We start from the raw sequence: 24,694 nt of genomic DNA, 5'->3' as shown, positions 1-24,694 counted from the left end.
GAAAGTGGCTGAGATTAAAGTCCCTGAATTAGCAGAATCGATTACAGAAGGTACAATTGCCCAGTGGGTGAAAAAGGTTGGAGATCGCGTAGAAAAAGGCGAATTCATCGTTGAATTAGAAACAGATAAAGTAAACGCAGAAATCATTTCAGAAGAAGCAGGCGTATTAACACAAATTTTAGCTGAAGAAGGCGACACAGTGCTTGTTGGACAAGTGATTGCCGTTGTAGAAGCAGGCGAAGGCGCAGCGCCAGCGCCAGCAGCACAAGAAGCGGCACCAGCGCCAGCTGCTCCTGCACAGGAAGCACCAAAAGCTGCTGCAGCACCAGCACCGGCTGTTGAAACATCAAACGAACGTGTAGTAGCAAGCCCAGCAGCACGTAAATTAGCACGTGAAAAAGGTATCGACTTAGCAGCTGTATCACCAGTAGACCCACAAGGTCGCGTGCGTGTACAAGACGTAGCAGCACATGGTACAGCACCAGTGGCAGCAGCGCCAATCGCAACAAATAACGGTCCAGTTGTTTTTGCTCCAGCAGCAGAAACAGATCGCGTAACAATTGAAAAAATGTCTCGTCGTCGTCAAACAATTGCGAAACGCTTATTAGAAGTGAAGCAATCAACAGCGATGTTAACAACATTTAACGAAATCGACATGACAAACATCATGGCATTACGTAAACGCAAGCAAGACCAATTCGTGAAAGAAAACGACATTAAATTAGGCTTCATGTCATTCTTCACAAAAGCAGTTGTTGCAGCACTTAAGAAATACCCTTACGTAAATGCACAAATCAATGGTGACGAAATTCACTTAAACAACTTCTTCGATATCGGTATTGCCGTATCAACTGAAGAAGGCTTAGTTGTACCAGTTGTGCGTGATGCAAACGCTAAAAACTTTGCAGACATCGAAAAAGATATCGCAGACTTAGCGAAAAAAGCACGCGATAAAAAATTAGGCTTAAACGACATGGCAGGCGGCTCATTCACAATCACAAACGGTGGTGTATTCGGCTCATTAATGTCAACACCAATCATGAACGGTACACAAGCTGGTATTTTAGGTATGCACTCAATCGTTCAACGCCCAGTAGCAGTAAACGGCGAAATCGAAATCCGTCCAATGATGTACGTGGCATTATCATATGATCACCGTATTATCGATGGTAAAGATTCTGTAGGCTTCCTAAAAACAGTAAAAGAATTAATCGAGAACCCAGAAGATTTATTATTAAACTCATAATTGAAAATGAAAGCAGTCAGACGCTTTGTCTGGCTGCTTTTTTATGAGGAAAAAGTCCCGATTTGCTCAACGAATAATGAAATTCGCTCAACCAATGCCAAAATTCGCTCAACGAACATGCAAACTCGCTCAACCAATCGCCGAATTCGCTCATCGAATAACGTATACTAAAAGGATATTCGATAAATGAAGCCCTGCCAATCCAGCAGGAATAAACGCCCACAAATATCTTTTTTGCTGAAAAGCCATAGAAGCTACTAATGACCAACAGATTACACTAACAATTTGAAACCAAAGTGATTGATCCATATCTAAATCTCTTCTTATCCATAGTAAATAGTAACAAAACCCCATTACTAAACTCCAAAATGTCCATCCGATAATGGTTTTGATTTTAATTTTCTTCTTCTTCTTCACACTATTTAACCTCCCATCAAGCCCTTAATGATGATTATATCAAATTAAGCTACTTCCAAGTTAAACCAGCATAAATCATATTGACAATAGTAATTTCGTAGTATATCATTTACCTAATAACTTTATAAGTAATGCCTCACGTTCAAGTGGGGTAGAGGCGCGGTATTTAATAGTTTTTCATGGAGTTTGAGCAACAGTGAAATGGAAAAGAAGGAAATATCGCCGAAGTGTATCGGGAGGCTCTTATCCGATATGCTGGGTCTGTAGTGAATAACTGCAGGACTGTCTTGAGTATTTCTTTCCAGCTTACTCAAGTTGTGCTATCTCATCAATGGAACTAAGAGGATTTGGGCTTTTATTTTATTAAATGGCAGCGACCTAAAATTCTTTAGGTCGCTTTTTTGTATAAAATAAAGCCTAAAAACTAAAGAAAAGGAGCAATTTACGATGAACAAAAAATTAATGATGATGCTTGTGGCCATGCTAACTGCACTTATTGTAGCGGCATGTGGCACGGGTAGCGACGACAAAAACGCTTCATCAGAAGGCGGCGAAGAAGGTAAAAAAGTATTGAAAGTAGGCATGGAGGCAGGCTATGCACCGTTCAACTGGACACAGCAGACAGACGCGAATGGGGCAGTAAAAATTAGTGGCTCTGCGGAATATGCGGGGGGCTACGATGTGCAAATCGCGAAAAAAATCGCAGATGAGCTTGGCTTGGAGCTTGAAATTGTCAAAACAGAATGGGATGGTTTAGTACCAGCACTACAATCAGGCGTTGTAGATGCAATTATCGCAGGGATGAGCCCAACGGAAGAGCGTAAGCAATCAATCGATTTCACATCAAACTACTACACATCTGATTTCGTTATCGTTGTGAAAAAAGGCAGCCCATATGAAAATGCCAAAACATTAGCTGAATTTTCAGGAGCAAAAATCACATCACAGCTAAATACATCGAACTATTTAGTAATCGACCAAATTCCTGGTGTGAAAAAGGAAGTAGCAATGGATAACTTCCCTGCAATGCGTATTGCTGTTCAATCAGGTGTAATTGACGGCTACGTAGCAGAACGCCCTGAAGCGATTTCCGCTGCAATGGCAAATGAAAACTTTGCATATGCAGAGCTAGAAGATGGCTTTGAAACAGACCCAGGTGCAACAGATGTAGCGATTGGTGTACGTAAAGGCTATGAGCTGACAGAGAAAATGAATGAAGTATTAGCAAGCATTTCTGAGGATGACCGTCAAAAGTTAATGGAAGAGGCAATTGCTAATCAGCCAGCTGCTGAATAACAATGGCAAGCTAATTGTCTGAGAAGCATATCGCTTTTCAGACAATTTCTTGAAGGAGAAGGAGGGATTTTATGCAGTTTGAAACGGTGCTAGTGATGCTACAAAATAACTGGCCGATGTTTTTGCGCGGCGCTTACATGACAATCGCAATTGCCATTATTAGTACAATTATTGGTGCGTTTATCGGATTGTTTATCGGTATTATGCATACGATTCCAATGAAATCAAAATCATGGTCATTGAAAACGATCTTATTAAAAATTATTAATTTTATTTTAACTTGTTATGTGGAAGTTTTCCGTGGTACACCAATGATTGTACAGGCGATGGTTGTCTTTTATGGATTAGCGGCATATGGCATCGAGCTGAATCGCTTTGTTGCAGCACTTGTTGTTGTTGGATTAAATACAGGTGCTTATATGGCTGAAATTGTTCGTGGTGGAATTGTATCTGTTGATAAAGGGCAATATGAAGCAGCCCAAGCAATTGGCATGAATCACGTTAAAACGATGGTATTCGTTATTTTACCTCAGGTGATACGCAATATTTTACCTGCAACAGGCAATCAGCTTGTCATGAATATTAAAGATTCTGCCGTGCTAAGTGTTATTAGTGTGACGGAGCTATTTTTCCAAACGAAATCGATTGGAGGCGCGAGCTTTAAATATGCGGAAGCCTTTTTAATTGCCAGCTTGATGTATTTAATTTTGACATTTACGGCAACGCGGATTCTGCGTCTTATCGAGCGCAAAATCGATGGGGCAGATGCCTACCAAGTAGATAAAGAACGGGAGGGGCAAGTGCAATGACAGCGGTAATTGAAATTAAAAATTTAAGCAAATCATTTGGCTCTCATGAGGTGTTACGCGATGTGAATTTTTCGGTAGCAAAAGGGGAGGTTGTTTGCTTAATTGGCTCCTCTGGCTCAGGGAAATCGACATTGCTTCGCTGTGTCAATCTACTTGAAACGCCTTCTGGTGGCAGCATCATTTATAATGGTGAAAATATTTTAGACAATCAGCATAATGTGGAGGAATACCGCACACATTTAGGTATGGTATTTCAACAGTTTAATTTATTTAATAATTTAAATGTGTTGAACAATTGTACACTTGGTCAACAAAAAGTGCTAAAGCGCAGCAAGGCAGAGGCGATTGATAATGCGATGAAATATTTAGAAATCGTTGGAATGGCAAAGTATAAAAATGCGAAGGCGCGTCAGCTCTCGGGTGGACAAAAGCAGCGTGTAGCCATTGCGCGAGCATTAGCGATGGACCCAGATGTTATGCTATTTGATGAGCCAACATCAGCACTTGATCCTGAGATGGTAGGGGAAGTATTAAAAGTAATGCGTACACTAGCAGATCAAGGCAATACAATGCTGATTGTAACACATGAGATGGAGTTTGCACGTGAAGTGGCTGACCGTATCGTCTTTATGGATAAAGGTGTTATTGTCGAGGAAGGTCGCCCAGAACAAGTGTTAGTCAACCCGAAACATGAGCGCACGAAGGAATTTTTAAAGCGTACATTGAAATAATCAACTACGCCTCAGCGCAATTGATTATTCCGCTATGTAAAGTTAGCGTCTTGAATTCCATTCGGAAACGATGACGAAAATAATTGCAAATGCAATAGCTAAAGCCCAAAACCAGCTTGGTATGCTTGACATAGTATTCACCTCATTTATGATTTTAACATGCCCATAAGTTCGCTTCAAACAAGTGCTATAAAAAGGGCAAAGATGATAATTATTTAGGCGAAATGCTATCATTCATGCAAAAAATCATATAAAATAATAAAGAAATCAATGTTATGTAGATAAAGTGAGGTTATTGCGTTCATGTTACATTTGAAATGGAAAGAAGCACCAACGATTCGCACTGTAAAATGTGTGCATACGAATGCCGCAAAATATTTAGTGTCAAATGTGCTAACAGTTGGCAAAGAGTACGAAGTGAAAAATGAAACAGAGGAATTTCTTTTTGTAGTAGACAACACAGGCAATGTCGGTGGCTACTATAAAGATTACTTTGAATGAAAAAGCGAGACCAAAGTCCCTAAAGGCTTTGGTCTCGTTTTTTAGATAGATTCAAAAACATCATTTGTTTTTGCGTGGACGCGCAACGTTTCTTCAATATCTTGTACTAATCTTAATTGCGTTTGCTTAAATTGGTCGATATCTGCATGTGTAATGCCTGCCTGCTTTGATTTCATTTGTAGCATTTTTCCATTTTTACGTGCAAGCTCATCAGAGGCACGCATTAATTTATCCTGTGCTTCCGCTACACGACGCTGCTGATTCATTGTTAACAGCGTAGAAATTTGCGTTTGCCACATCGGAATCGTCGTCATTACAGATGCCTGTATTTTATCGATTAATAGCTGATTCGTTTGCTGCATTAAGCGAATTTGTGGCGCTGCCTGAATGGCAATTTCACGCGATATTTGCATATCATATAAGCGGCGATCAAGCCATTCAATCGCCATTTTTTTGTCGTTTAATTGCTGTAGTTCCATCGGGTCTGTCGGCTCAACGGAAGGCAGATTCTTTTTCGCATCTGCTAGCTTCAGCTCAGCTGCTGCAATATAAACATTAATTTCTGTAAAGTATTGCTCATTTAACGAATATAAATCATTTAATAGCTTAAAATCACGCAATAAACCCATTTGAGCATGCTCTAGCTGAATGGCAAGGCGGTCAATTTGCTTGCTTAGCCTTTTATAATGTGTCATGACCTCCTGTGTCGATTGCTTTTGCTTAGAAAAAAGCTTACTTAAAAAGCCTTTTTCCTGTTGCACAAGCGCATCGGGGTTAATTTGCTCTAAATAAGAAATGAGCTGTGAGAGCACCTCGCCGACTTTACTATGATCTTTGCGATGAATATGGACTGCCATATTTGCTGTAAAATCACGAAGTGCTTGCTGCGCCTGTAAGCCAAAAGCAAGCACGTTTTCATATACATGAATTTTTAATTCTCCAGCTAAAGTAAGTGCACGGCCTTTATCATGCTGGCTCAGTGCGGCGTAAAGAGGGCTGACAGAATAACTTTCCTGCGCTAGCTGAAATTCCCCTTCAGCAATTTCAGCAAAGCGACTTCCCGCATTTTTAAATGCTTCAAATGGATTTTGTTGCATGATTATTCACCACCGATTAAACGATCTTTCCTTTTTTTGTTTTCAAGCTTTGCAAAATCAAGCTCAAGCTTTAAATGCTCAATATCTGAGCTTAATGCAAGCTTTAAGTCATCTTCCATTGTGACATAAAGCTCCTTTAGCGTTTTGCGTGTTTCCTCTAATGCTAAATGGATATCTGTTCCGCCAACTTGCTCTTTTGTTAATAATGTGTACTTATCTATTAATTGTACCGCAGATGGCAGATGAGAATAGAAGAAATCCTCCACCGCATAAAATTTTTGCGGATTTGTTTGCACAATATTGATAATGCGTTTTGCGAGCTTATTCATTTCATTAATTAATTTAAATGAACGTACAGAGCGGACGCGCACATATTGCTGCATAAGCTGTGTTGATTCACTTTTTGCCTGTTTAAGATGGTGTTCAATATGTCTATATTCTGAGCGTGTTAAGCCAAGCATTTTGCTGCGCTTCGCCTTTTGCCATGCTAACATCCCTTTATTACTTGCATAATAGCTTGTGATGGTTAACAGCGGCACGATAAAAATGCCTAAATCAAAATTAATCACTGTGATAATAAATACAGCAAAGCTAATGATTAAGCTTAGTCCATGTCGATTGATAAAATTCATTGTGCTAAGCATTTTCGTACCTCCTTAATAGATTGTTACTACTAAATACGAGCTAGCTGACAAAAAGTTTCATCCACCTTCAAATTTTAACGTTGAAAAGGATGAAAATAAATGTAGACAAAGCCTTTGCTGACTTTGTCTACAAACCGAAGCTTATATAATATCTGTTTTCATCGTTTTATAGCCTTTTAAGTCATCAAAAACTTCCAATGTAAAACGGTTTGATTGCGCTTGTAGGCTCACACCTTGTTGAACAAATTGAATAAATTCATCTACAGCGGGAGTAGTGCCTTCAATCTCGGCTTCGATATTATTTTGTTCATTTAATACGCAATAACCTTTTAAGCCAAGCTCAAGTGCTTTTTGTTTAACAAAAAAGCGATGTCCCGTTCCAGTAGCATCTCCAGAAAATATCACACGTGCACGTTTCATCGTGAATCGACACTCCTTTAAATAGATTGTCTTTCCTTCGAAAGTATTGCAATTAAATCATTAATATAATGCAGCACTTTCTCTGACGCTTGATTAATTTCTTGTAAGCAGTCATCCGCAATTTGGATATTACCATTATTGTACGCCTCTACAGCCTTTTTCGCAAATAGATGAACTTGCTCATGGTAGTAATCTAGCTCGATAAATGATTGATGTGAGCCTAAACGACGCTGTGTTTGCTCATCTGCATACCATTTGCCAAGACGGCATTCTTTATGTGAGGACACATCGCTTGGCTGTAAATATTCTAAGCCTAAGAACATATTATAAACACGCCATTTCCATAAAATATGGTCGGCTTTCGATAATTGTAATAATGAGATACTGGATAATGTCACATTATAATTGCTTGTTAGCTCTGAACGGAAACGATTAATTTCCTTTCCTAAATAATGAATATCCTGTGATGTAACATCACTAAAGTTTTGAACATCCTCTTGAATGCTTGCAATATCTGCAATGCGGGCAGACATATCATCAAGTGCTGCTGCCTGTTGCTGTGAAATAGCGGCAGTATTTGTCACATCCGCATCAATGCCTTCAATTGCTTCCACAATGGAGGCTAAAAGTGGCAATGATTGTTTCGCCTCAGTAGTTGCTTCTTTAATCGTCAGCGTCGTTTCTTTAATCGATTGTGAAACGGAATTTGAATACGATTTCAATGCATGGACATTATGAGAGACTTCCTCTAAAGCTGATACTGTTCCCTCAGCGAGCTTGCGTACTTCCTGTGCAACGACTGCAAAGCCTTTGCCATGCTCGCCTGCACGCGCTGCCTCAATCGATGCATTAAGCGCTAATAAATTTGTTTGGTCCGCAATTTGATTAATTAAAATGACAACTTGCTCGATATCATCCACATATTTTTGCAAGTTAGTAAAGCCATCAACAATTGTCGTAAATGTTTCTTCTGTCGTGAAAATTTCCTGTAAGGCATGCTCAATAGCCTGCTGACCTTTTGCTGCATAAGTAACAGATTCGCTTGTCTTTTCGGCAATGCGCGTAGAAGTGCGGGCAACCTCAGCAATGGAAGATGTCAGCTCCTCTATCCCAGCAGAAGAGGAGGCAATTTCCTCCGTTTGATTATTTAAGCTTATTACTAAATCCTTCATATGCATAATGCGCGCATGTGCATCTGTTAATGTGGCTACTTCTGTAATAACATCCTCCATAAAACGCTCAGCACAAACCTCTGTTAAAAGCTGCAATTCAATATTAATCGCCGCTGCCATCGTTTTAAAAAATTCATTTCCAGCAGATTGCTTATGTAGTACATGTGACAGTATATAAAATGATAATTGGTTCCAAACAACAACTAATTTGCCTATTTCAAAGCGCTGCTCACGTAGCATATTAAAAAATTTAATAAGCTGATTGACATAGTCATTATCCCGCTCGGCATTAAAAAAGCGCTGTAAATACGCAGCAATTTGTTGGCTAGATACCGAATGTCCAGTCGGTGGCGCAATTTCATCTAAATGTCGCACTAAAAATTGCTCTAACGATGGGGTAGCATCTTGAATATGTTGTGAAATTTTTAATAAATTTTGTTGGTCCTGCTGTGAAAAATGATTGAAAGCAAGAATATCATAGAAACGTCCAGTCACTTGTAAATCCGTACCTCTTGTAAAAAAATCCTGAACATTTTCTTTTCGTTTGAATACCGTAAACAAAAAAATCACTCCCGTTGCCATTTTTATATGAGAAAAGCCCCTTTTGTAAAAAACACATCACGACTATTCTATCATAGGAAAGAAGGGAATAATAGACAGAATAATGAAAACTTTTTTAACAATGGTAGTATTTATAGACAACTGTAAAATAGGGAACAAAGGCAATGCGTATGATATAAAAATCGGAAGTGCATACTAAATTTATGTTGGGTAGCAGGATATAATTAAACCTACAAATGTATGTCTATTTATAAGAGAAAAACCTATTGTTATAGGTTAAATTTACGTGTAAGAAGATGTACAATAAAATTAATTCAACTACAAGGAGATGTTTTATATGTCATTCAAACATATTACAGTTGCGGGCTCAGGGGTGTTAGGTAGCCAAATCGCATTTCAAACAGCATTTTTTGGTTATAATGTCACAGTATACGATATTAACGACCAAGCATTAGCAGCAGCTAAAGAGCGTTTTGAAAAATTAACGGCTGTTTACGGGGAATATTTTAACGATCAAGCGCGTGCTGAAAAAGCATTTGCTAGCCTTTCTTATAGCGCAGATTTAGCGGAGGCAGTGAAAGAGGCGGATTTAATCATCGAGGCAGTACCTGAAGTTGTTGAAATTAAAGTAAACTTCTATACGCAATTAAGCAAAGTAGCACCAGAAAAAACGGTTTTTGCTTCCAACTCATCGACAATGCTACCAAGCCAATTTGCTGAATACACAGGTCGTCCTGAGAAGTTTTTAGCATTGCACTTTGCCAATGAAATTTGGAAAAACAATATCGCGGAAGTAATGGGACATGCGGGTACAGATGCGAAATATGCAGACTTAGTAGAAGACTTTGCGAAAACAATCGACATGGTCACATTCCGCCTTCATAAAGAACAGCCAGGCTACATTTTAAATACGCTATTAGTGCCATTTTTAAATGCGGCTCAGTATTTATGGGCAAACGAAGTAGCTGATCCACATGCAATCGATAAAAACTGGATGATTTCAACAGGTGCGCCAGTTGGACCATTCGCTTTCTTAGATATTATCGGCATGACAACACCTTATAACTTAACGAAAGCAAAAGCTGAACAAGGCGATGAAGTGTCAAAATTAATCGCTGAAAAATTAAAAACAGAATTAATCGATCAAGGTAAACTAGGCGTGGCAACAGGGGAAGGCTTCTACAAATATCCAAACCCAGCCTACCAACAACCAGATTTCTTAAAATAATATGGACGCCCCCTTTGCGACGAGGATGGTGACAATTTGCTCCTGCGGTTACTCGTCGCAGTTAAAACCATTTGCTCCTGCGATTACTCGTCGCAGCAAAGCTCTATTATGACCACCGCAGGAGCACAATTTTAATCAAAAATTGACTATGTAAAAAAGCGGAGCCGACCAGAAAGTTCATTTTCTGGTCGGCCCCTTTTTATTTAAGATTGTATTTCATCTGGTGATAATTTACAATGTAATGTAAATATCTAGCTTAGGGAAAGGGGCATATTGATGAAGGAGACGAAATTCAAAGTAGCAATCACGATACTGGCAAGTGCACTAATCATAGGCTATACAGCATTGCAATTGATGGATTTGGCGAATATACATAAGACAAATCAACGGTTAATCGAAGAATGTTTTCAAAGCTGGACAAATGACAATACATTGACGATTACAAAAACAGCGACAAACCAAATGATCTCATGTGAAAAACAGTAGAAGCTGATAAATCTTCTAGTCCCATTTTTATAGCATATCAAGTCACCTGTTGCATCGACACAGGTGACTTTCTTTTTTGACATTTAGATGAAGGTTGAACAATTTTACAGCTAACAAACGTCTAAGCAAGTAAAGAAGGAGGTGTGATGTATGGAGCAAATCGTTGAGCAATATGGCGAATATTTATACCATAATGAAAATGGTCATACAATTACCACGATTTCTGAGCAACAGCTTGCAGGCAAAGTCATCGGTGTGTCAAAGGTTGAGCCAACATTTGAATTAAGCTTAGAGGAAAAAGCGTTATATGACGACTTCAAAGCAAGTCATAACTTAGAGCTATTCCGCAATATTGACCCAATAAGCATTGCAAAAATTTATGTCGTAGCAGAGATGCAGCAAGATTTCGCCATGTATAAAGCTTTATTTACAACGGTGGACAATCGCGAAACAAAGGAAATCAGAAAGTATATTGAACAGGCACAGCTCGTACGCGAAGCTTATTTTACAAAGGAAATAGAGCGTTTACGCAGTGCAAGGGCATTTGCTGGCTTAGAAGCAGGTACATTTACAGCGCAATCTGAGGACACAGGCATTATTACATTCTTTTCTCCTATGACAGGGGAGGAAACGACTATCACCATGCGCAAAAATGCAAAGAGCATTTGGCAACCAGCGTTTACTCGACCGATTTATTAATATATGGAAATATAGTATGATAAATGAAAATTGTATGATAGAAAGAGGAGAAGTCTGTGAAAAAATGGATTACGCAAAGCTCTGAGTATGTGTATCAATCAAACTTTGGTCATTTGCGAAAGGATCGGTGTGAGTTACCAAATGGCTTTGTCATTCAAGACTATTATGTTAATGAATATGCGGACTGGGTCAATGCTGTTGTCATAACAAAGGAGCAGCAAATCGTCCTCGTGAAGCAATATCGCTATGCAGCAGATGATTTTTTTGTGGAAGTACCCGCAGGAAAAATGGAACAGGGAGAAACCTTCGAACAGGGCATTTTACGCGAAGTGCGTGAGGAGACAGGCTATACATCAGATATACAGCCTGTGAAGCTAGGGGAGTTTTTTGTTAATCCTGCCACACAAACGAATAAAATAGCTACATTTTTAATTGTTGATGCATATCAAGCAAGCGACCAGCAACTAGATAATACGGAAGAAATCGAAATTGTTTTATTGAATTTTGATGAATTCGAGCAACTAGTACAAAACAATCAAATCAACACTCAATTATTTACTGTGAACGCCTATTATTTAGCGAGAAGACAGTTAGGCAAATAAATAAAAATGTGGCTATTGAAAAGAAGCTTTCAATAGCCATTTTTAAATAAATAAAATCTGGTATAATTAGGTTAGTTTTACTATGAAATGGGGTATTACTTTTGTGGAATATAAGCATTATAGAATGGTTGCTCACAATCATTTGCTGGCTAGTGATTATCGCAGCTATGATTAAAATTTATAAAAAGCAGGAGCAGAAACCCCAAATTTGGAAAGCCACTATTGCAGTGTTCGTTGGCTTATCTTCCCTATCCCTGACGTGGACGCTTTTCGATGAGCCGGTCCAAATCGCGGTATTGCCTTTAGGGTTGTGGGTGTTATGGGCCATTTTACGTCATCGTGGGAGCTGGGCAACGTATCGAAAATTTGCATGGCTTGGCTTTTTTGCGAATTATTTATTTGTACTATCATTTTTGCTGAACCATTTGCTTAGCAGCTTCTTTTATCCAACAGATGAACTATCAATCTACTTAGCAGATGTAAAGGATGCACAATTGCTAGCGGTTCATCCATCTGCACAAGCATCGCCCAAGCTTCATTTACCACAAAGCTTTGAGGGGATCATAGCAGTTCCAAGTGAGTCCTATGATGTGTTTGATTGGTACAATGAAATTGTATTTGAGCAAACGACACCAGTACAAGAAAAATTCCCTTACCTACTTCTCGACACACAAGCTAAACAGGGCAGTGGCATACAGCCTACTATTTTTGTAGAGGCAAATGGCAAAGGTTTCCTTGTGATAAATAAAGGGAAGCAGTTTTACTTTTATTTGAAAGATTCAATGATTGGCGGGGGGAATACAGATGACTAAAAAACGTGTTGCATTAATGGTACTACTTTTATTAATCATCAGCTTTGCTGCCTACAGATTTTATCTTTCCAAGCCACAGGCCTTTGTGCAACAAACCGAAATCATCCAGCAGCTCAAACAATTTGAGCCTACTATCACAGTTCAATCGGTTGAAGATATTATCCGAGTTGATGACAGCCATTATTTTGTCCCCATCTTAGCTGAAGATGGCCAACAAGCTTCTCTTTTGTATCAATGGAGGAAGGGAAAGTGGCAAATCGACTATGTTCGCATTGGGAGCAGTACATTTATGCATGGCTGGCAGCTGGATGCGAACGATCCTCGTTCCATTGTATTCGTTTGGCATTTCCCAAAGGATGCGATTGACAGCGTGGACATCTATTTATTGAGGAAGCGCAACGCTTTTGTCAGCACTGGTCATCAGCACTACGTTCCGCAAATTCAATTGAAGGAAACGCTTCATCTTAATCAACATTATGGCGTACAGCCAATGTCGCAAGCATTTAGTGAAACGCTTCATCAGCTAAATCAGTATCAATTTGAAGCGCAGCCATCTTGGTTTAACACATTTACTTATCAGGAACCACCTCAATTTTATGCAAAATATGTTTATAAAGAAGCAGTGCCTCACGAAGCTGACCAGCATGGTTACGCAACAGGCTTTGGCACAAATCAGTTTCATTATATTATAAGCGTTACGGAGGAATTGCTAGAATAGGAGGGACATATGATGATGAAAACATTGCGTATTCAACCAGTAAAAACTTTGTTGACTGCTTTGTTTATTGTTGTAGGCATTGTGACCATTGCCAATTATCAAAAGCTGGAGGTAGTGTCGCTCGATGGTGTGCTAGGCTTGCTACAAAATGCAGAGTATGCAACTGTCTTGCTAAATTTAATGTCTTTGCTTGGTCTTGCTATTATGGCATTTGTTTGGATAAGGCCTACCTTCAAGCGAAATTGGCAATATGAATATCCAGAAGGGGAAAAGTGGGTTAATATTGTACTCGGCATATTGCTTGCGCTATTTTCTCTTATTTTCATTTTTTATTTACTGCAAAAAATGTCAGGACTTCTTATAATAGGCTTGCTTATTGTATTCATTTTTGGCGGTAGTGACCATCGCAGACAAGGCTCATATTATTAGAAAAAAGCCCTGAAAATTTTCGATTTTCAGGGCTAGTTTGTGATTCGCTCATCCAATGGCTAAATTCGCTCAACGAATTATTTCAGTGACACAATGTATAGTCCACCGCAATGAGAGATTTGCTCATATTGAACATTGTATTTCTCCGTTAACATTGGATAAATTGTCTGTTCGACAAAATAAAATTCATCGTGATCCCAGCTGTTCAGATGCGCCTGCTTGCATGTTTCAAGATGCTCCGCTGTCATAAAAGAGATGTCGCCAATATATAAACAGCCTGACGTTGTTAAATACTCGCACATTTGCTCAATAAGCGTTACTTTTTCTTGAGTTGTAAAATGATGCAACACATATGTACATATGATTGCATCAAATTGTGAATCAAGCTGTGCTGATGGCATACCTTTTGCTAAATCCCATTCAAAGATATGGGCATTTGGCATTTTTTCCTTTGCAGCATCAACCATTTTAGTCGAGAAATCAAAGGCAGTAACGGGATTACCTACATCATACAGCTTTTTCGCAAGTGTTCCTGTACCGACACCTGCATCTAAAATCGTATGATTAGGTGCGATGCGCTCACAAATCATAGCGAGCAAACTATCATAGCCCGCAAAAGGATAGCGATTGCTTGCTTCCGCCTCCGATACCGTTTTTTCGTAATAATCTGCCCAATGGTCAAAGCCTAATTTGTCTAACATAAAAGAATCCTCCTGTTATAAGTATATTTATTTAAACGAATGTTGAATGTTGTTGTCATCGTAAGCACTCCTTCACTAGTAGTCTTGATAATTTTGAAAATTATCTCGATTTCTAGTGTATCAATAATAATTTTGTAATTCCATATTTTTCTTTTATGGTAATATAAAAGAAAGAGGTGGTTGCATGAAAAAAAATCTATTTATCATTTTGATAAGCCTCGCCGTATTTTTAGTTGCCTGTAGCTCGAATATGCAGGAGGACATCATTGCGACAGGTAAGTTTAGGGACTATCAATATAGTATTGAAAAGCAAGACCAGCAATTTATTTGGCAAATTGGTTACCAGCATGAATTTACGACAATTGAAGAAACAATAAATAACAAAATTTATTTAGAGAAATTTATGATAACCGTGAATGAAGGAAAAATGGCATTTAGTTTTTTTATCATATGCCTAGGCTACCTTCTATTTATCGTGCTCGCAGTAGTATTTGCCTATAAAAAGCGGAAAACATTATTAACAAATGGCGCGGTCACTGTAGCAGGAATAGCAGCAACAATCACATGCTATATGCTTTTTAAAGCGATACTTGATTTAAATCGTTTATTACTAGAAGTGGATTATTTATATTTATTAATAAATTCCTTGTAATTCCATTTTGTCAATGCTATAGTAATAGCAATATTTCCGAGAGGATGATGGATGAAGCATGATCAAATAATTCTATTTTACAAGTAAAATGTATACGCATTTTCAACTAAAATAGGATTAGTATGCCCATTTCTCGCATATCTACATATGAAATTCTAATCCTTCTGAAAACTTTTCAGGAGGCTTTTTTTGTCTATGCGTGTACACCAATCTATAGAAAAAGGTGGACATGATGATGACTGATAACATATTAATAAAAAATGTCACGTTTCAATATGATACGATGACAAAGCCGCTTTTTGAAAATTTACAGCTGAGTATGCATAGTAATTGGAGGCTTGGCCTTGTTGGACGCAACGGGCGAGGGAAAACGACCTTTTTCAAGCTTTTACTAAAGGAGCTTGCTTATAAGGGAACGATTCAAACGAATTTGACATTCAGTTATTTTCCTACATATCCTGACGCACAACAGCCTGTGTATGCTACTTTGGACGGATTGGAAATATGGGAAATGGAGCGAGAGCTTGTGATGATGGGGTTGCCAGCTACAATTTTACAGCAGCCATTTGGTCTCTTAAGCGGTGGTGAGCAAACGAAAATCCTACTCATTGCGCTTTTTGCCAATACGCAAGGTTTTCCTTTAATCGATGAGCCAACAAATCATTTAGATTTACACGGTCGAAAAATTGTCAGCAATTATTTAAAAAGCAAGAGAGGCTTTATTGTCATCAGCCATGATGAAAGCTTTTTAAACGACTGTATTGACCATGTATTAGCAATTAATAAGTCGTCGATTGATTTAATCAAAGGTAATATTGCTACATGGAAATATGAAAAAGCGCACGCGGATCGTTTACAACAGGAAACGAATGCACAGCTAAAAGGAGAAATTAAAAGGCTCGATGCGGTTGCAAAGCGTGTAGGTGATTGGGGCACGCAAAAGGAAAACAGCTCGAAAGATGCGGCAGCAAGGCGCACTGCGGCAAAGCATATGAAGCGCTCCAAGGCAATTAAAAAGCGCACAGAGGCATTAATTGAGGAAAAAATAAATTTAATTGATAATATCGAAAAAATAGCTGAGCTAAAAATGCATATCGAGCATCCAAAAAAGCAGCTGCTCTATTTCAGGGATTTTACGATTTTAAGAAATGGTGTGCCATTGTTTCAGCCGATTACGTTAGACGTTTATCCATATGACCGCTTTTTTATTGAAGGCGACAACGGTGTAGGGAAAACAACGCTATTCAAGTTTATTTTAGGAGTAGAAACATTTGAAACAACGGGAGATTACCGTATTCATTTACCCGAAAATACATCAATCTTTCACCAAAACAGTGCAGACAATGCCAATTATTTAGCGAGCATTGAACAATTGACAAAGACTGAGCGAGAGGAATATTGGCATATGCTGCGTCAGTTAGACGTGGGACGTGAAAAGCTAACGGATCGAACGAGTGCCGCATGGAGTGCAGGGCAGGCGAAAAAAGCATTTTTAGCAAAGGCATTGCTTGGGCAAAATGCGCTGTTCGCATGGGATGAAGTAACAAATCATCTGGATTTATATGCGATTGACCAGTTAATTGCTGCCATTCAAAAGCATCAGCCAACAATGATTGGCATTGACCACAATGAGCATTATGTTAATGCAATTGCCACGAAGAAAATAAAATTAAGTAAGATGAGCTGATGTCAATCAAAGGTCTAATTTTTTTGCTAAAGCTCCTTTGTTAAAATGGTCATATGACATAACCAAAGGGGATTAGTTTATGCAAATAGCTCAAGTAAGGATAGCACGTCCTACGAATCAGCTTAACGAAGTAGTGCGCTTTTATCATGATTCAGTAGAAAACGCCCCCCTCTAAAGGTGGTTCGATGAATATATAGATTGCTCTGGATTCAGTGGGTGACCAAACACTCACTGAATCCTAATAAAGCCTCCGGCGGATGTCAGGGATTTTGAAAGGAGTCCATTGTGCTTGCACAATGCAAAATCCCGACGCAATTACGCCAAGGCGTAATTGATTGTGAAGGGTTAGGGTTAAGAAAAATCGGCTCTTTTGAAGGACATGCAGGATATGATGGGGTGATGATTGGCTTACCTGAATTTGATTACCATTTAGAGTTTACTCAACATATCAATGGTAGTCCATGCCCTGCGCCAACTAAAGATAATTTACTAGTATTCTATATTCCTAGCCTTGAGACAATACAGGAAATAACAAATAAACTGCATATCATGGGCTATCACTCTGTTGTGCCAGAAAATCCGTATTGGCATGCACTAGGTATCACATTTGAAGACCCTGATGGTTGGAGGGTTGTATTAATGAACTCTACTGGAATACATGATTGAACGATGGGCGTGTCACACGCCCATCCAGTTTATTGCAATGCTCGATTCACTGCCGCTAATGCATGAATCACGGTCGTATCAAATAAAGGAATATCTGCATCGCCCTCTTTGACTAATAAACCAATTTCGGTACAGCCTAATATAATACCCTCAGCACCTGCTGCGATTAGGTTACGGATAGTCTCTTGATAAAATGCAAGAGACGCAGGTTCAATAATACCTAAGCATAGCTCCTCAAAAATAATTTGATGAATGCGCTCCCGCTCTTGTGCAGATGGAATCAATACATGAATACTATTTGCCTCAATGCGCTCTTTATAGAAGTCTTCCTCCATTGTATATTTTGTACCTAATAAACCGACCGTCTTGAGCTTTGCCTGTTGAATTTGCTTGGCTGTGGCATCCGCAATATGCACAATCGGGATGTTAATTTTTTCTTCGATTTGGTCGATGACTTTATGCATTGTATTTGTACAAATGACGATGAAATCTGCGCCTCCATTTTGCAAGGATAACGCCGCATTCGCTAAAGTATCACCTGCTTTGTCCCATGCCCCTGCTGCTTGGTAATGCTCAATTTCCTGAAAGTCTACGCTATACAACAAGCATTTCGCAGAATGCAAGCCCCCTAATTGGCGCTTTACTTCCTCATTGATAAGGCGATAATATTGCGCTGACGATTCCCAGCTCATACCTCCAATTAACCCGATTGCTTTCATGCCATCTCCTCCTTTAGTAAACTTATTATAATCGAAACTAGGAACGGAAAGTACACGTCCTAAAAGAAAAGGGGGATTTACAGTGAAAGAAATTATTAAACTATTAAATCAAATGAGAGGTATTACCCAAACAGGATTAGCCTACACAAAAGACCCGTATGATGAAGAACGCTACATAGAATTAGAGGCGATCACGAAAAAATTAATCGCACAATTAACAACGCTTAAGCATGAAGAAATTAATATGATTTTCTCTGCTGAAGAGGGCTATGCCACACCAAAAACAGACATCCGTGCAGTCGTATTCAATGACCAAAACCAATTGTTATTAGTAAAAGAAAAAAGCGATAATTGCTGGGCATTACCTGGGGGATGGGCGGATATTGGCTTAACTCCAGGTGAGGTGGCAGTAAAAGAAGTAAAGGAAGAGGCTGGTGTGACGGTAGAGCCAATGAAAATATTAGCTATTATGGACAAATATAAGCATAATTTTGCGCCAGAGTTTTCCTATATTTATAAAATATTTATCCAATGCGAAGTTCTAAGTGGCGAAATCAGCACAGGCTTGGAAACAGAGGATGTTGCCTTTTTTAATTTCCAGCAAATAGAGGATTTAAGCCTATCGAGTAGAAGAAATACATTAGAGCAAATCAAATTAATGTTTGAATATCAGCTCAATCCAAATAAAGAGGCATATTTCGACTAAAATAGGGGGAATAAAAATGAAAGCAATTATCTTCGATTTTGATGGAACATTAGCCAATACCCTGCCGATTTGCTTTTACGCCTTTCAAAGCGTTTTTCAACAATTCGATGGGAAGGAGCTAACTGCACAGGAAATTGTCCAAATGTTTGGACCTTCTGAAACAGGTATTATTCAAGCGAATTTGCAGCATCCAAATAAAGAAGCTGCGATTGAACTGTATTATGAAAAGTACGCAGAGAGTCATGCGCAGTTTGTCCAGCCAAATGATGAAATTGCAGCGCTCTTGCAGGATTTGAAAAAATCAGGAATGAAGCTAGGTATTTTCACAGGAAAGGCAAGAAGAAGCTTAGATATTTCCTTACAGGCGTTACAGATGGACGGCCTATTTGCTGTCATGATTACAGGGGATGATGTAGTCGAGCCAAAGCCTGCACCAGAGGGCTTATTCAAGGCATTAGCTTTATTAGCGGTTGATTCAACAGAAGCCATATTTGTAGGTGACAGTGAGGCAGATATTGTGGCAGGCTTACAGGCAAATGTAACAACAGTTGGGGTGCACTGGCTACCAGATTATCAAACGCAAGCATTTACGGCAGAGCCACATCATATTGTAAAGGATGTTACACAATTTAAAAAATTGCTAGGGGGCTTGGCATGAAAAAGCTATTAATTTTAGGGGCAAGCGGACTTGTAGGGAGAGCTTTAGTGGAGCAATGTCGCCATGATTTTGATGTCTATGGTACATATTTTTCCTCCTCGGTGAATTTGCCAGAGCACAAGCAATTTTACTTGGATTTAGAACCAGAGACATTGTTGCATATTCTCCAAAGCGTACAGCCAGATATTGTTGTGTCAGGCTTGCAGGGAGATTATAGGAAACAGCTTGCGCTGCATAAAGCATTGGCTGAATTCTTGCAGCATAGCGCTACACCGCTTTATTTTATTTCCACTACCAATGTTTTTGATGGCGATTTGACGAGACATCATATAGAAAGTGATACACCAATTTCAAAATCAGATTATGGCAAGTTTAAAATTGCCCGTGAAAAGATGCTGCAAGAAAGCTTACAAGAGCGCTGTTGCATCGTGCGTATCCCAGGAATATGGGGCAAGGATTGTCCACGCTTGCGCAAGCTACAGGGGGACATTGCAGCAAACAAACCTATTAAGCCTTACAGTAATTTGCAATGGAGCTTCCTATTAGACACACAGCTTGCGAAACAATTGCACTATATTATGGAAAATGACCTAACGGGCATCATCCACTTAGGTGCAACAGATATGCTGACGGACAGTGCCTTCTATGAGCAACTGTTACCTGAACAAGCGACACTGGAGCCTGTGCCATATGAGAATGCAGAAAGCACCTATTACTTTGGCTTAAAAACAGAGCAACCAAATCGTCTACCAAGTGATTTATATATCACAAACGCGCAAATTGTTGCTGCTTTAACAGCTTGAAAAATGGCTCTAGTTATTCACTCGATAACTAGAGCCATTTTGCTATGTTTTCTGGATTTTTTTCTTGTTGTAATGACGTTGAGCCTTTGCTCTGTTGCCACAATCCTCCATTGAGCACCAACGTCTACTTTTATTTCGGCTAACATCGCAAAATAATATACCACAGGGCTCTCCTTCACATAGCTTCACTCTGCTTAGATCCTCTGAAAGTAAAAGGTCAACCGCTGACTGGACAATGGGCCACAGCATACAATCCATTTTCTGCTGCCCCTTTTGAAATGTGAAAGCATATCCGCTATCCTTTGGGACAATTTCAACTAAGCTGTATGCCTGATTGACATAGTTATTTAAAATAGCTAAATCTGAAGGCTTGACCTGCTGATTCGTAGCTATTGCTTTGAATAAGCGGAACATCGCTTCTCGCAGTTCTATCGCATGTGCAAGCGTTTTTTCAGCCTCAATTGGTGAAATTTCAGCCTGCTCAAGTAAATGCTTTCCTTGAGTAGCTGTGATAATTTCCATCTGCCTGCTCCAATAAATAAGCGTTTCGTAATTGACGAGCTGTTCAATTGGCTGCTCTCTATTATGCCAGCTAGCGGTGTTGGTAAAATTTAAACATAAGCGTTCACCAATAAAAGTGACAGCATTGGTATTTATTTTAGACATCTTTAATGCCCTCCTTATCATAACTATTATAAAAGGGATTGACAGTTAGAATCAAAAATTTTATGATATAACCACCTAAATATTTTTAGAAGGTTATAAAATGATTGGAGGAAAAAACATGGACGAAACATTAAGAAATTCAGTGAAAGCAATGATAAAGGAAACATTTGAAGGTCCACCAATTCCAGTGAAAGGCAGCTGGTTCACTAACCCTGAGCCGAATTCGGGCATCTTTGGTGTATTAGAGGAAAGCACTTTCGACGAAGCTTCCTTGCTCATCCATGGCACAACATTAGCGGCACATACAGATCATATTCGTTACCATATGTGGGGAACGAATGGCATATTAAATACTGGTAAGCAGCCAAAAATGGAATGGGAGAAAAGCTGGGAGATTCAAGCAGTAGACGAAGAACAATGGGCTCAAATACAAAAAGATTTGCGCAATGAATATCAAGTACTTTTACAGGCGATTGATGCAATTGAAGAAAACGAAGTTCTGTCCAATGTGGTGATACCTTCTTTAGCGCATTCAGTCTATCATCTTGGAGCAATCCGACAAATGTTAAAGATTATAAAGGCGCAGTGACCTTTTCATTAGACATCCTTTTGCAATACAATTAAAATAACAGTTATGTAAATGCATGAAAGGGTGTCTATTCTGTACAAAATTATTTATATGAAGGCTGATTATGAGCCATGGTGGCAATTTGAAGGCTGGGAAGAAACCATTCAGGAGACATACTTTTACGAGACAGAAGAGGCACTAGAGAGTGCTTTTCAACAAATGCTGCAGCAGTTTCGTGCGCAATATGAAAAAGAAGCCAAAAAGCAAGAGGCATATTTTGCCTTTTGGACAGAAAATGAATGCGAATATTGTGAGGCATGCGATGAGGATGCGCAAATTTATCACGGATTAATCAAGGTAAAGCCAGAATAATAAAGGCTTTTTGCAATTAACAGAAATAAACGAAAATTTTAAAAAAATTTAAGAAAATAAATTGACATAGTGTAAAATGATGGTATACTAAGGATAACAATAAAATTGCTTGACCGGATACAATGGATTCACATATTACAAAGAGTGATCGGTGTAAATGACGGTACTCTTTGTAATATGTGAATTTTTATTTCGGTAAACAATTCCATATTGTTCACTTTATTTTTTGGAGGTTTTCTCAAATGAAACAAGGTACAGTAAAATGGTTTAACTCAGAAAAAGGCTTCGGATTCATCGAGGTAGAAGGCGAAAACGACGTATTCGTACACTTCTCTGCAATCCAAGGCGAAGGTTTCAAAACTCTTGACGAAGGTCAAAAAGTGGAATTCGAAGTTGTAGATGGCAACCGCGGACCACAAGCTGCTAACGTAACTAAACTTTAATTCTTAGAATTAAATGTAAATCGTTAATCCAAAGCACTTCCTGTAATGGGAAGTGCTTTTTTACATCGAATATGAAGGAGGCAAAACAATGCTAGCAACTATTTCACAGCAACCAAATGCGACCATCGCTCAATTCACACGTTCATTTCCCAGCAGTGTGCAGCAAGTATGGGCGGTGCTAACGGAAAATCATTATTTACAGCAGTGGATGCGTAATTTAGAAATCGTAGACGCACGTAAAAATGGTAAAATGCATTTTCATATGTTAGATGACACAGACGCTTTTATTGAAATGAAAATTACTGATTATGAGGAATTTAAGACATTCGCCTTCGATTGGGGCAAAGACCATGTGCGCTTCGAGCTACAGCCTGGCGAAACTGGAACGATGCTAACTTTAACAGAAAGCATTTGGCAGTTAACTGCACATAACGCAAAGGATTTAGCTGGCTGGCATATATGCTTGCAGCTATTCGCAGGGGTTTTGCGAGGAGAGCGTGAACAGGAATTTCCGACAGAGGATTGGAAAGAGTTTTACGAAGCATATACGAAGTTACTAAATGTCTAGCTAGAGCGCACAATTTGTATGCTCTTTTTTTATGCAGAAATGCTGTCATCAATTTGTAATATTTGTAACATTGAACATCTGTTGTAACAGTACTGCACATCACTAGCATGATGACAATCACTTCTATGCGCTTTTTAAAAAATGAGTATAGCAGGTCAACTTCGAATTTGTTCTATGTATAATGCGCTGTTAACAACCAAAATAAGGCTAATTATAATACTTTATCACCATCATTTTTTTCATATTTAAATGCATTTTAATCATGCTGTAACATAGCCTAAAGCCCCTTGCTCTATACTTAAATGATAGAAGGGGATGAACTGTTGATGACAAAGCTTATAACAACAATGGACGATGCAATGACAATGCTTGATGACATGCTGCGAGAGCCAACTACATTTTGGAATGACTTTTATACAAATCGAGAAAAGGAAGTACCGTTTTTCGTCAATGCACCAGATGAAAATTTAGTGCAATATGTGGAGCAAGGCATATTGCACAAGGGAAAAGTATTAGAGCTAGGCTGTGGAGCTGGAAGAAATGCTCTTTACTTAGCAAAGCAAGGCTTTGATGTGCACGCGGTGGATTTATCCAATGTTGCCTTGCAATGGGCAAAGGAGCGAGCTACAGAGGCACAAGCGCACATTCAATTCGAGCAAGCGAATTTGTTTGAGCTGCCACTTAAAGAAAATTACTATGATTTTATTTATGATGCAGGCTGTCTACACCATATTGCCCCACATCGCCGTGTGCAATATGTTGAGATTGTGCAAAAAGCGTTGAAAAAGGGTGGTTATTTTGCGGTTAATTGCTTTGCTGAACATGGTGCATATGGCGGCTCGGCAATGTCAGATTGGGAAGTTTATCAGCAAAGGAGCTTGCAAGGTGGACTCGGCTATACGCAGGAAAAGCTGCAAGTAATTTTTAATGATTTTCAAGCAATTGAAATTCGCCCAATGAAAGCCATCCAACAGCCAAGCACGATATTTGGTTTGGACGGGTTCATTGTAGGGGTTTTTAGAAAGTAAAACCTTAATTAAATTGCTCACGTATTTGCCGCATCGTACAAAGAAACAAGCCAACAGCGCCGATACTTGCTAATATGAAAAAGACTAAATGAATGGAATAACGCTCAGCGAGTATACCGAAAAGCGGTGTTAAGCAAACAACACTACCTTGATTAAAAAACATGCGAATGCTCGCCGCTCTACCGTGATATTGGTGGGCGGTAGCTAGTTGCTGAATTGCTTGGAAGGTTGTCCGTAGCCACGTTGTACTATAGCCAATCCCAGCACAGCCAATTACGACAAAAACAATGTTTGGCGCCAATGCCAATAAAAGCAGACAAAGCATTAACCCTACAATAAGAATGATTGGAGAAAATTGCTTAAACTGTTTCATATATTTTGCGCCGAGCAGCCCTGCTAACACGCCACTGATGGATAATGTTATTTCAAGCAATCCATAAACCGGTGCTGTAGACTGTAAAATCTCATACGTATAAGCTGCTAAAAACCCGACTGTTGTATGATAAGTTAATTGACCAATCATCATAATACTATGGTCATTGCGCAATGATCAGCTATCTATTGATGATTTAAGCCACAAAATACAGCT

General features: G+C 39.0%; 33 protein-coding genes and 1 riboswitch. Of the genes, 24 read left to right on the top strand and 9 right to left on the bottom strand.

All coding sequences use genetic code 11. The features are described from left to right. Positions 1–4: 4 nt before the first annotated feature. A complete protein-coding gene (gene odhB / locus R6U77_RS15030) occupies positions 5–1,246 on the top strand; it encodes a 2-oxoglutarate dehydrogenase complex dihydrolipoyllysine-residue succinyltransferase (protein WP_319836263.1) in 1,242 nt (413 codons plus the stop codon). 150 nt (positions 1,247–1,396) lie between these two features. Here odhB and R6U77_RS15025 read toward each other — a convergent pair whose 3' ends face one another. Next, entirely contained in the window at positions 1,397–1,663 is a 267-nt protein-coding gene (locus tag R6U77_RS15025) for a hypothetical protein (protein WP_319836262.1), read from the bottom strand. A gap of 144 nt (positions 1,664–1,807) precedes the next feature. Further along, positions 1,808–1,994, top strand: a riboswitch (Lysine riboswitch). 116 nt (positions 1,995–2,110) lie between these two features. Between R6U77_RS15025 and R6U77_RS15020 the strand changes: the two genes are divergently transcribed. The 4 genes from R6U77_RS15020 (at position 2,111) to R6U77_RS15005 (ending at position 5,000) form a co-directional block, all read left to right on the top strand. Beyond that, a complete protein-coding gene (locus R6U77_RS15020) occupies positions 2,111–2,959 on the top strand; it encodes a transporter substrate-binding domain-containing protein (RefSeq protein WP_293929337.1) in 849 nt (282 codons plus the stop codon). A 71-nt stretch (positions 2,960–3,030) separates the two neighbouring features. After that, positions 3,031–3,768, top strand: coding sequence for an amino acid ABC transporter permease (locus R6U77_RS15015; protein WP_319836261.1), 738 nt, complete (start codon positions 3,031–3,033; stop codon positions 3,766–3,768). Then, positions 3,765–4,499 carry an amino acid ABC transporter ATP-binding protein gene (locus R6U77_RS15010; RefSeq protein WP_293929341.1) on the top strand — a complete coding sequence of 245 codons (735 nt, stop codon included), beginning with the start codon at positions 3,765–3,767 and terminating at the stop codon, positions 4,497–4,499. The genes R6U77_RS15015 and R6U77_RS15010 overlap by 4 nt, the downstream gene beginning before the upstream one ends. A gap of 303 nt (positions 4,500–4,802) precedes the next feature. Continuing rightward, positions 4,803–5,000 carry a DUF6501 family protein gene (locus R6U77_RS15005; RefSeq protein WP_293929343.1) on the top strand — a complete coding sequence of 66 codons (198 nt, stop codon included), beginning with the start codon at positions 4,803–4,805 and terminating at the stop codon, positions 4,998–5,000. Positions 5,001–5,041: 41 nt separating this feature from the next. Here R6U77_RS15005 and R6U77_RS15000 read toward each other — a convergent pair whose 3' ends face one another. The 4 genes from R6U77_RS15000 to R6U77_RS14985 form a co-directional block, all read right to left on the bottom strand. Further along, positions 5,042–6,097: a toxic anion resistance protein gene (locus tag R6U77_RS15000; protein WP_319836260.1), complete on the bottom strand. Its 1,056-nt coding sequence runs from the start codon at positions 6,095–6,097 to the stop codon at positions 5,042–5,044. A gap of 2 nt (positions 6,098–6,099) precedes the next feature. After that, positions 6,100–6,741 carry a 5-bromo-4-chloroindolyl phosphate hydrolysis family protein gene (locus R6U77_RS14995; RefSeq protein ID WP_293929347.1) on the bottom strand — a complete coding sequence of 214 codons (642 nt, stop codon included), beginning with the start codon at positions 6,739–6,741 and terminating at the stop codon, positions 6,100–6,102. Between the two features lie 141 nt (positions 6,742–6,882). Further along, positions 6,883–7,161: an acylphosphatase gene (locus tag R6U77_RS14990; protein ID WP_293928364.1), complete on the bottom strand. Its 279-nt coding sequence runs from the start codon at positions 7,159–7,161 to the stop codon at positions 6,883–6,885. 17 nt (positions 7,162–7,178) lie between these two features. Continuing rightward, positions 7,179–8,894 carry a methyl-accepting chemotaxis protein gene (locus R6U77_RS14985; RefSeq protein ID WP_319836259.1) on the bottom strand — a complete coding sequence of 572 codons (1,716 nt, stop codon included), beginning with the start codon at positions 8,892–8,894 and terminating at the stop codon, positions 7,179–7,181. Between the two features lie 337 nt (positions 8,895–9,231). Here R6U77_RS14985 and R6U77_RS14980 point away from each other — a divergent pair, with 337 nt between their 5' ends. From R6U77_RS14980 to R6U77_RS14950, 7 genes are all read left to right on the top strand, one after another. Next, entirely contained in the window at positions 9,232–10,122 is an 891-nt protein-coding gene (locus R6U77_RS14980; protein WP_319836258.1) for a 3-hydroxyacyl-CoA dehydrogenase, read from the top strand. A 276-nt stretch (positions 10,123–10,398) separates the two neighbouring features. After that, positions 10,399–10,608 (top strand): hypothetical protein, encoded by a 210-nt coding sequence (locus tag R6U77_RS14975; protein WP_319836257.1) that lies wholly within the window; start codon positions 10,399–10,401, stop codon positions 10,606–10,608. A gap of 150 nt (positions 10,609–10,758) precedes the next feature. Next, positions 10,759–11,307: a hypothetical protein gene (locus R6U77_RS14970; RefSeq protein ID WP_319836256.1), complete on the top strand. Its 549-nt coding sequence runs from the start codon at positions 10,759–10,761 to the stop codon at positions 11,305–11,307. A gap of 56 nt (positions 11,308–11,363) precedes the next feature. Further along, positions 11,364–11,909, top strand: a complete 546-nt coding sequence (locus R6U77_RS14965; RefSeq protein ID WP_319836255.1) for an NUDIX hydrolase — start codon at positions 11,364–11,366, stop codon at positions 11,907–11,909. A gap of 101 nt (positions 11,910–12,010) precedes the next feature. Beyond that, entirely contained in the window at positions 12,011–12,721 is a 711-nt protein-coding gene (locus R6U77_RS14960; RefSeq protein ID WP_319836254.1) for a hypothetical protein, read from the top strand. Then, positions 12,714–13,439 carry a hypothetical protein gene (locus R6U77_RS14955; protein WP_319836253.1) on the top strand — a complete coding sequence of 242 codons (726 nt, stop codon included), beginning with the start codon at positions 12,714–12,716 and terminating at the stop codon, positions 13,437–13,439. Before R6U77_RS14960 ends, R6U77_RS14955 begins: the two co-directional genes overlap by 8 nt. A 12-nt stretch (positions 13,440–13,451) precedes the next feature. Next, positions 13,452–13,868 carry a hypothetical protein gene (locus tag R6U77_RS14950; protein WP_319836252.1) on the top strand — a complete coding sequence of 139 codons (417 nt, stop codon included), beginning with the start codon at positions 13,452–13,454 and terminating at the stop codon, positions 13,866–13,868. Positions 13,869–13,945: 77 nt separating this feature from the next. Here R6U77_RS14950 and R6U77_RS14945 read toward each other — a convergent pair whose 3' ends face one another. After that, entirely contained in the window at positions 13,946–14,569 is a 624-nt protein-coding gene (locus R6U77_RS14945) for a class I SAM-dependent methyltransferase (RefSeq protein ID WP_319836251.1), read from the bottom strand. A gap of 184 nt (positions 14,570–14,753) precedes the next feature. On the opposite strand from R6U77_RS14945, the gene R6U77_RS14940 reads away from it, so the two are divergent. The 4 genes from R6U77_RS14940 (at position 14,754) to R6U77_RS14930 (ending at position 17,574) form a co-directional block, all read left to right on the top strand. Further along, positions 14,754–15,221: a hypothetical protein gene (locus R6U77_RS14940; protein ID WP_319836250.1), complete on the top strand. Its 468-nt coding sequence runs from the start codon at positions 14,754–14,756 to the stop codon at positions 15,219–15,221. A 235-nt stretch (positions 15,222–15,456) separates the two neighbouring features. After that, positions 15,457–16,908 carry an ATP-binding cassette domain-containing protein gene (locus tag R6U77_RS14935; protein ID WP_319836249.1) on the top strand — a complete coding sequence of 484 codons (1,452 nt, stop codon included), beginning with the start codon at positions 15,457–15,459 and terminating at the stop codon, positions 16,906–16,908. A gap of 79 nt (positions 16,909–16,987) precedes the next feature. Then, positions 16,988–17,083: a hypothetical protein gene (locus R6U77_RS19880; protein ID WP_406601049.1), complete on the top strand. Its 96-nt coding sequence runs from the start codon at positions 16,988–16,990 to the stop codon at positions 17,081–17,083. A 107-nt stretch (positions 17,084–17,190) separates the two neighbouring features. Beyond that, positions 17,191–17,574 carry a VOC family protein gene (locus R6U77_RS14930; RefSeq protein ID WP_319838382.1) on the top strand — a complete coding sequence of 128 codons (384 nt, stop codon included), beginning with the start codon at positions 17,191–17,193 and terminating at the stop codon, positions 17,572–17,574. Between the two features lie 29 nt (positions 17,575–17,603). Here the strand turns inward: R6U77_RS14930 and R6U77_RS14925 are convergent, their stop codons facing one another. Further along, a complete protein-coding gene (locus tag R6U77_RS14925) occupies positions 17,604–18,293 on the bottom strand; it encodes an aspartate/glutamate racemase family protein (RefSeq protein WP_319836248.1) in 690 nt (229 codons plus the stop codon). Positions 18,294–18,375: 82 nt separating this feature from the next. Between R6U77_RS14925 and R6U77_RS14920 the strand changes: the two genes are divergently transcribed. The 3 genes from R6U77_RS14920 to R6U77_RS14910 are packed head-to-tail and all read left to right on the top strand — an operon-like array spanning position 18,376 to position 20,460. After that, positions 18,376–18,999, top strand: coding sequence for an NUDIX hydrolase (locus R6U77_RS14920; RefSeq protein WP_319836247.1), 624 nt, complete (start codon positions 18,376–18,378; stop codon positions 18,997–18,999). A 16-nt stretch (positions 19,000–19,015) separates the two neighbouring features. Continuing rightward, complete coding sequence (locus R6U77_RS14915; protein ID WP_319836246.1) at positions 19,016–19,657, top strand: HAD family hydrolase; 642 nt, start codon at positions 19,016–19,018, stop codon at positions 19,655–19,657. After that, the gene (locus R6U77_RS14910; RefSeq protein WP_319836245.1) at positions 19,654–20,460 is read left to right on the top strand and encodes a sugar nucleotide-binding protein; all 807 of its coding nucleotides are present in this window, start codon (positions 19,654–19,656) and stop codon (positions 20,458–20,460) included. The genes R6U77_RS14915 and R6U77_RS14910 overlap by 4 nt, the downstream gene beginning before the upstream one ends. A 42-nt stretch (positions 20,461–20,502) precedes the next feature. On the opposite strand, the gene R6U77_RS14905 is transcribed toward R6U77_RS14910, so the two are convergent. Then, positions 20,503–21,126: a CGNR zinc finger domain-containing protein gene (locus tag R6U77_RS14905; protein WP_319836244.1), complete on the bottom strand. Its 624-nt coding sequence runs from the start codon at positions 21,124–21,126 to the stop codon at positions 20,503–20,505. Between the two features lie 118 nt (positions 21,127–21,244). On the opposite strand from R6U77_RS14905, the gene R6U77_RS14900 reads away from it, so the two are divergent. From R6U77_RS14900 to R6U77_RS14880, 5 genes are all read left to right on the top strand, one after another. Next, a complete protein-coding gene (locus R6U77_RS14900; protein WP_319836243.1) occupies positions 21,245–21,715 on the top strand; it encodes a hypothetical protein in 471 nt (156 codons plus the stop codon). A 63-nt stretch (positions 21,716–21,778) separates the two neighbouring features. Next, positions 21,779–22,066 carry a DUF1033 family protein gene (locus tag R6U77_RS14895; protein WP_293928393.1) on the top strand — a complete coding sequence of 96 codons (288 nt, stop codon included), beginning with the start codon at positions 21,779–21,781 and terminating at the stop codon, positions 22,064–22,066. A 242-nt stretch (positions 22,067–22,308) separates the two neighbouring features. After that, the gene (locus R6U77_RS14890) at positions 22,309–22,509 is read left to right on the top strand and encodes a cold-shock protein (RefSeq protein ID WP_004230088.1); all 201 of its coding nucleotides are present in this window, start codon (positions 22,309–22,311) and stop codon (positions 22,507–22,509) included. An 88-nt stretch (positions 22,510–22,597) separates the two neighbouring features. Then, the gene (locus R6U77_RS14885) at positions 22,598–23,077 is read left to right on the top strand and encodes an SRPBCC family protein (RefSeq protein ID WP_319836242.1); all 480 of its coding nucleotides are present in this window, start codon (positions 22,598–22,600) and stop codon (positions 23,075–23,077) included. A 326-nt stretch (positions 23,078–23,403) separates the two neighbouring features. Next, on the top strand, positions 23,404–24,105 hold the full coding sequence (locus R6U77_RS14880; RefSeq protein ID WP_319836241.1) for a class I SAM-dependent methyltransferase: 702 nt from the start codon (positions 23,404–23,406) through the stop codon (positions 24,103–24,105). 4 nt (positions 24,106–24,109) lie between these two features. Here the strand turns inward: R6U77_RS14880 and R6U77_RS14875 are convergent, their stop codons facing one another. Next, positions 24,110–24,631: an MFS transporter gene (locus R6U77_RS14875; protein WP_319836240.1), complete on the bottom strand. Its 522-nt coding sequence runs from the start codon at positions 24,629–24,631 to the stop codon at positions 24,110–24,112. Positions 24,632–24,694 lie beyond the last annotated feature (63 nt).

Source organism: Lysinibacillus louembei, from assembly GCF_033880585.1.
Taxonomy (GTDB): Bacteria; Bacillota; Bacilli; order Bacillales_A; family Planococcaceae; genus Metasolibacillus; species Metasolibacillus louembei.
Note: the sequence above shows the minus strand (reverse complement) of the source record. Positions and strands in the feature narration are given on the sequence as shown.

Excerpts from the sequence above, each read along its gene's own strand:
- R6U77_RS15020 (WP_293929337.1), top strand. The coding sequence starts at position 2,111 with ATGAACAAAAAATTAATGATGATGCTTGTGGCCATGCTAACTGCACTT.
- R6U77_RS15015 (WP_319836261.1), top strand. The coding sequence starts at position 3,031 with ATGCAGTTTGAAACGGTGCTAGTGATGCTACAAAATAACTGGCCGATG.
- R6U77_RS15010 (WP_293929341.1), top strand. The coding sequence starts at position 3,765 with ATGACAGCGGTAATTGAAATTAAAAATTTAAGCAAATCATTTGGCTCT.
- R6U77_RS15005 (WP_293929343.1), top strand. The coding sequence starts at position 4,803 with ATGTTACATTTGAAATGGAAAGAAGCACCAACGATTCGCACTGTAAAA.
- R6U77_RS15000 (WP_319836260.1), bottom strand. The coding sequence starts at position 6,097 with ATGCAACAAAATCCATTTGAAGCATTTAAAAATGCGGGAAGTCGCTTT.
- R6U77_RS14995 (WP_293929347.1), bottom strand. The coding sequence starts at position 6,741 with ATGCTTAGCACAATGAATTTTATCAATCGACATGGACTAAGCTTAATC.
- R6U77_RS14990 (WP_293928364.1), bottom strand. The coding sequence starts at position 7,161 with ATGAAACGTGCACGTGTGATATTTTCTGGAGATGCTACTGGAACGGGA.
- R6U77_RS14980 (WP_319836258.1), top strand. The coding sequence starts at position 9,232 with ATGTCATTCAAACATATTACAGTTGCGGGCTCAGGGGTGTTAGGTAGC.
- R6U77_RS14975 (WP_319836257.1), top strand. The coding sequence starts at position 10,399 with ATGAAGGAGACGAAATTCAAAGTAGCAATCACGATACTGGCAAGTGCA.
- R6U77_RS14970 (WP_319836256.1), top strand. The coding sequence starts at position 10,759 with ATGGAGCAAATCGTTGAGCAATATGGCGAATATTTATACCATAATGAA.
- R6U77_RS14955 (WP_319836253.1), top strand. The coding sequence starts at position 12,714 with ATGACTAAAAAACGTGTTGCATTAATGGTACTACTTTTATTAATCATC.
- R6U77_RS14950 (WP_319836252.1), top strand. The coding sequence starts at position 13,452 with ATGATGAAAACATTGCGTATTCAACCAGTAAAAACTTTGTTGACTGCT.
- R6U77_RS14945 (WP_319836251.1), bottom strand. The coding sequence starts at position 14,569 with ATGTTAGACAAATTAGGCTTTGACCATTGGGCAGATTATTACGAAAAA.
- R6U77_RS14940 (WP_319836250.1), top strand. The coding sequence starts at position 14,754 with ATGAAAAAAAATCTATTTATCATTTTGATAAGCCTCGCCGTATTTTTA.
- R6U77_RS14935 (WP_319836249.1), top strand. The coding sequence starts at position 15,457 with ATGACTGATAACATATTAATAAAAAATGTCACGTTTCAATATGATACG.
- R6U77_RS19880 (WP_406601049.1), top strand. The coding sequence starts at position 16,988 with ATGCAAATAGCTCAAGTAAGGATAGCACGTCCTACGAATCAGCTTAAC.
- R6U77_RS14925 (WP_319836248.1), bottom strand. The coding sequence starts at position 18,293 with ATGAAAGCAATCGGGTTAATTGGAGGTATGAGCTGGGAATCGTCAGCG.
- R6U77_RS14915 (WP_319836246.1), top strand. The coding sequence starts at position 19,016 with ATGAAAGCAATTATCTTCGATTTTGATGGAACATTAGCCAATACCCTG.
- R6U77_RS14910 (WP_319836245.1), top strand. The coding sequence starts at position 19,654 with ATGAAAAAGCTATTAATTTTAGGGGCAAGCGGACTTGTAGGGAGAGCT.
- R6U77_RS14905 (WP_319836244.1), bottom strand. The coding sequence starts at position 21,126 with ATGTCTAAAATAAATACCAATGCTGTCACTTTTATTGGTGAACGCTTA.
- R6U77_RS14900 (WP_319836243.1), top strand. The coding sequence starts at position 21,245 with ATGGACGAAACATTAAGAAATTCAGTGAAAGCAATGATAAAGGAAACA.
- R6U77_RS14890 (WP_004230088.1), top strand. The coding sequence starts at position 22,309 with ATGAAACAAGGTACAGTAAAATGGTTTAACTCAGAAAAAGGCTTCGGA.
- R6U77_RS14885 (WP_319836242.1), top strand. The coding sequence starts at position 22,598 with ATGCTAGCAACTATTTCACAGCAACCAAATGCGACCATCGCTCAATTC.
- R6U77_RS14880 (WP_319836241.1), top strand. The coding sequence starts at position 23,404 with ATGACAAAGCTTATAACAACAATGGACGATGCAATGACAATGCTTGAT.
- R6U77_RS14875 (WP_319836240.1), bottom strand. The coding sequence starts at position 24,631 with ATGATGATTGGTCAATTAACTTATCATACAACAGTCGGGTTTTTAGCA.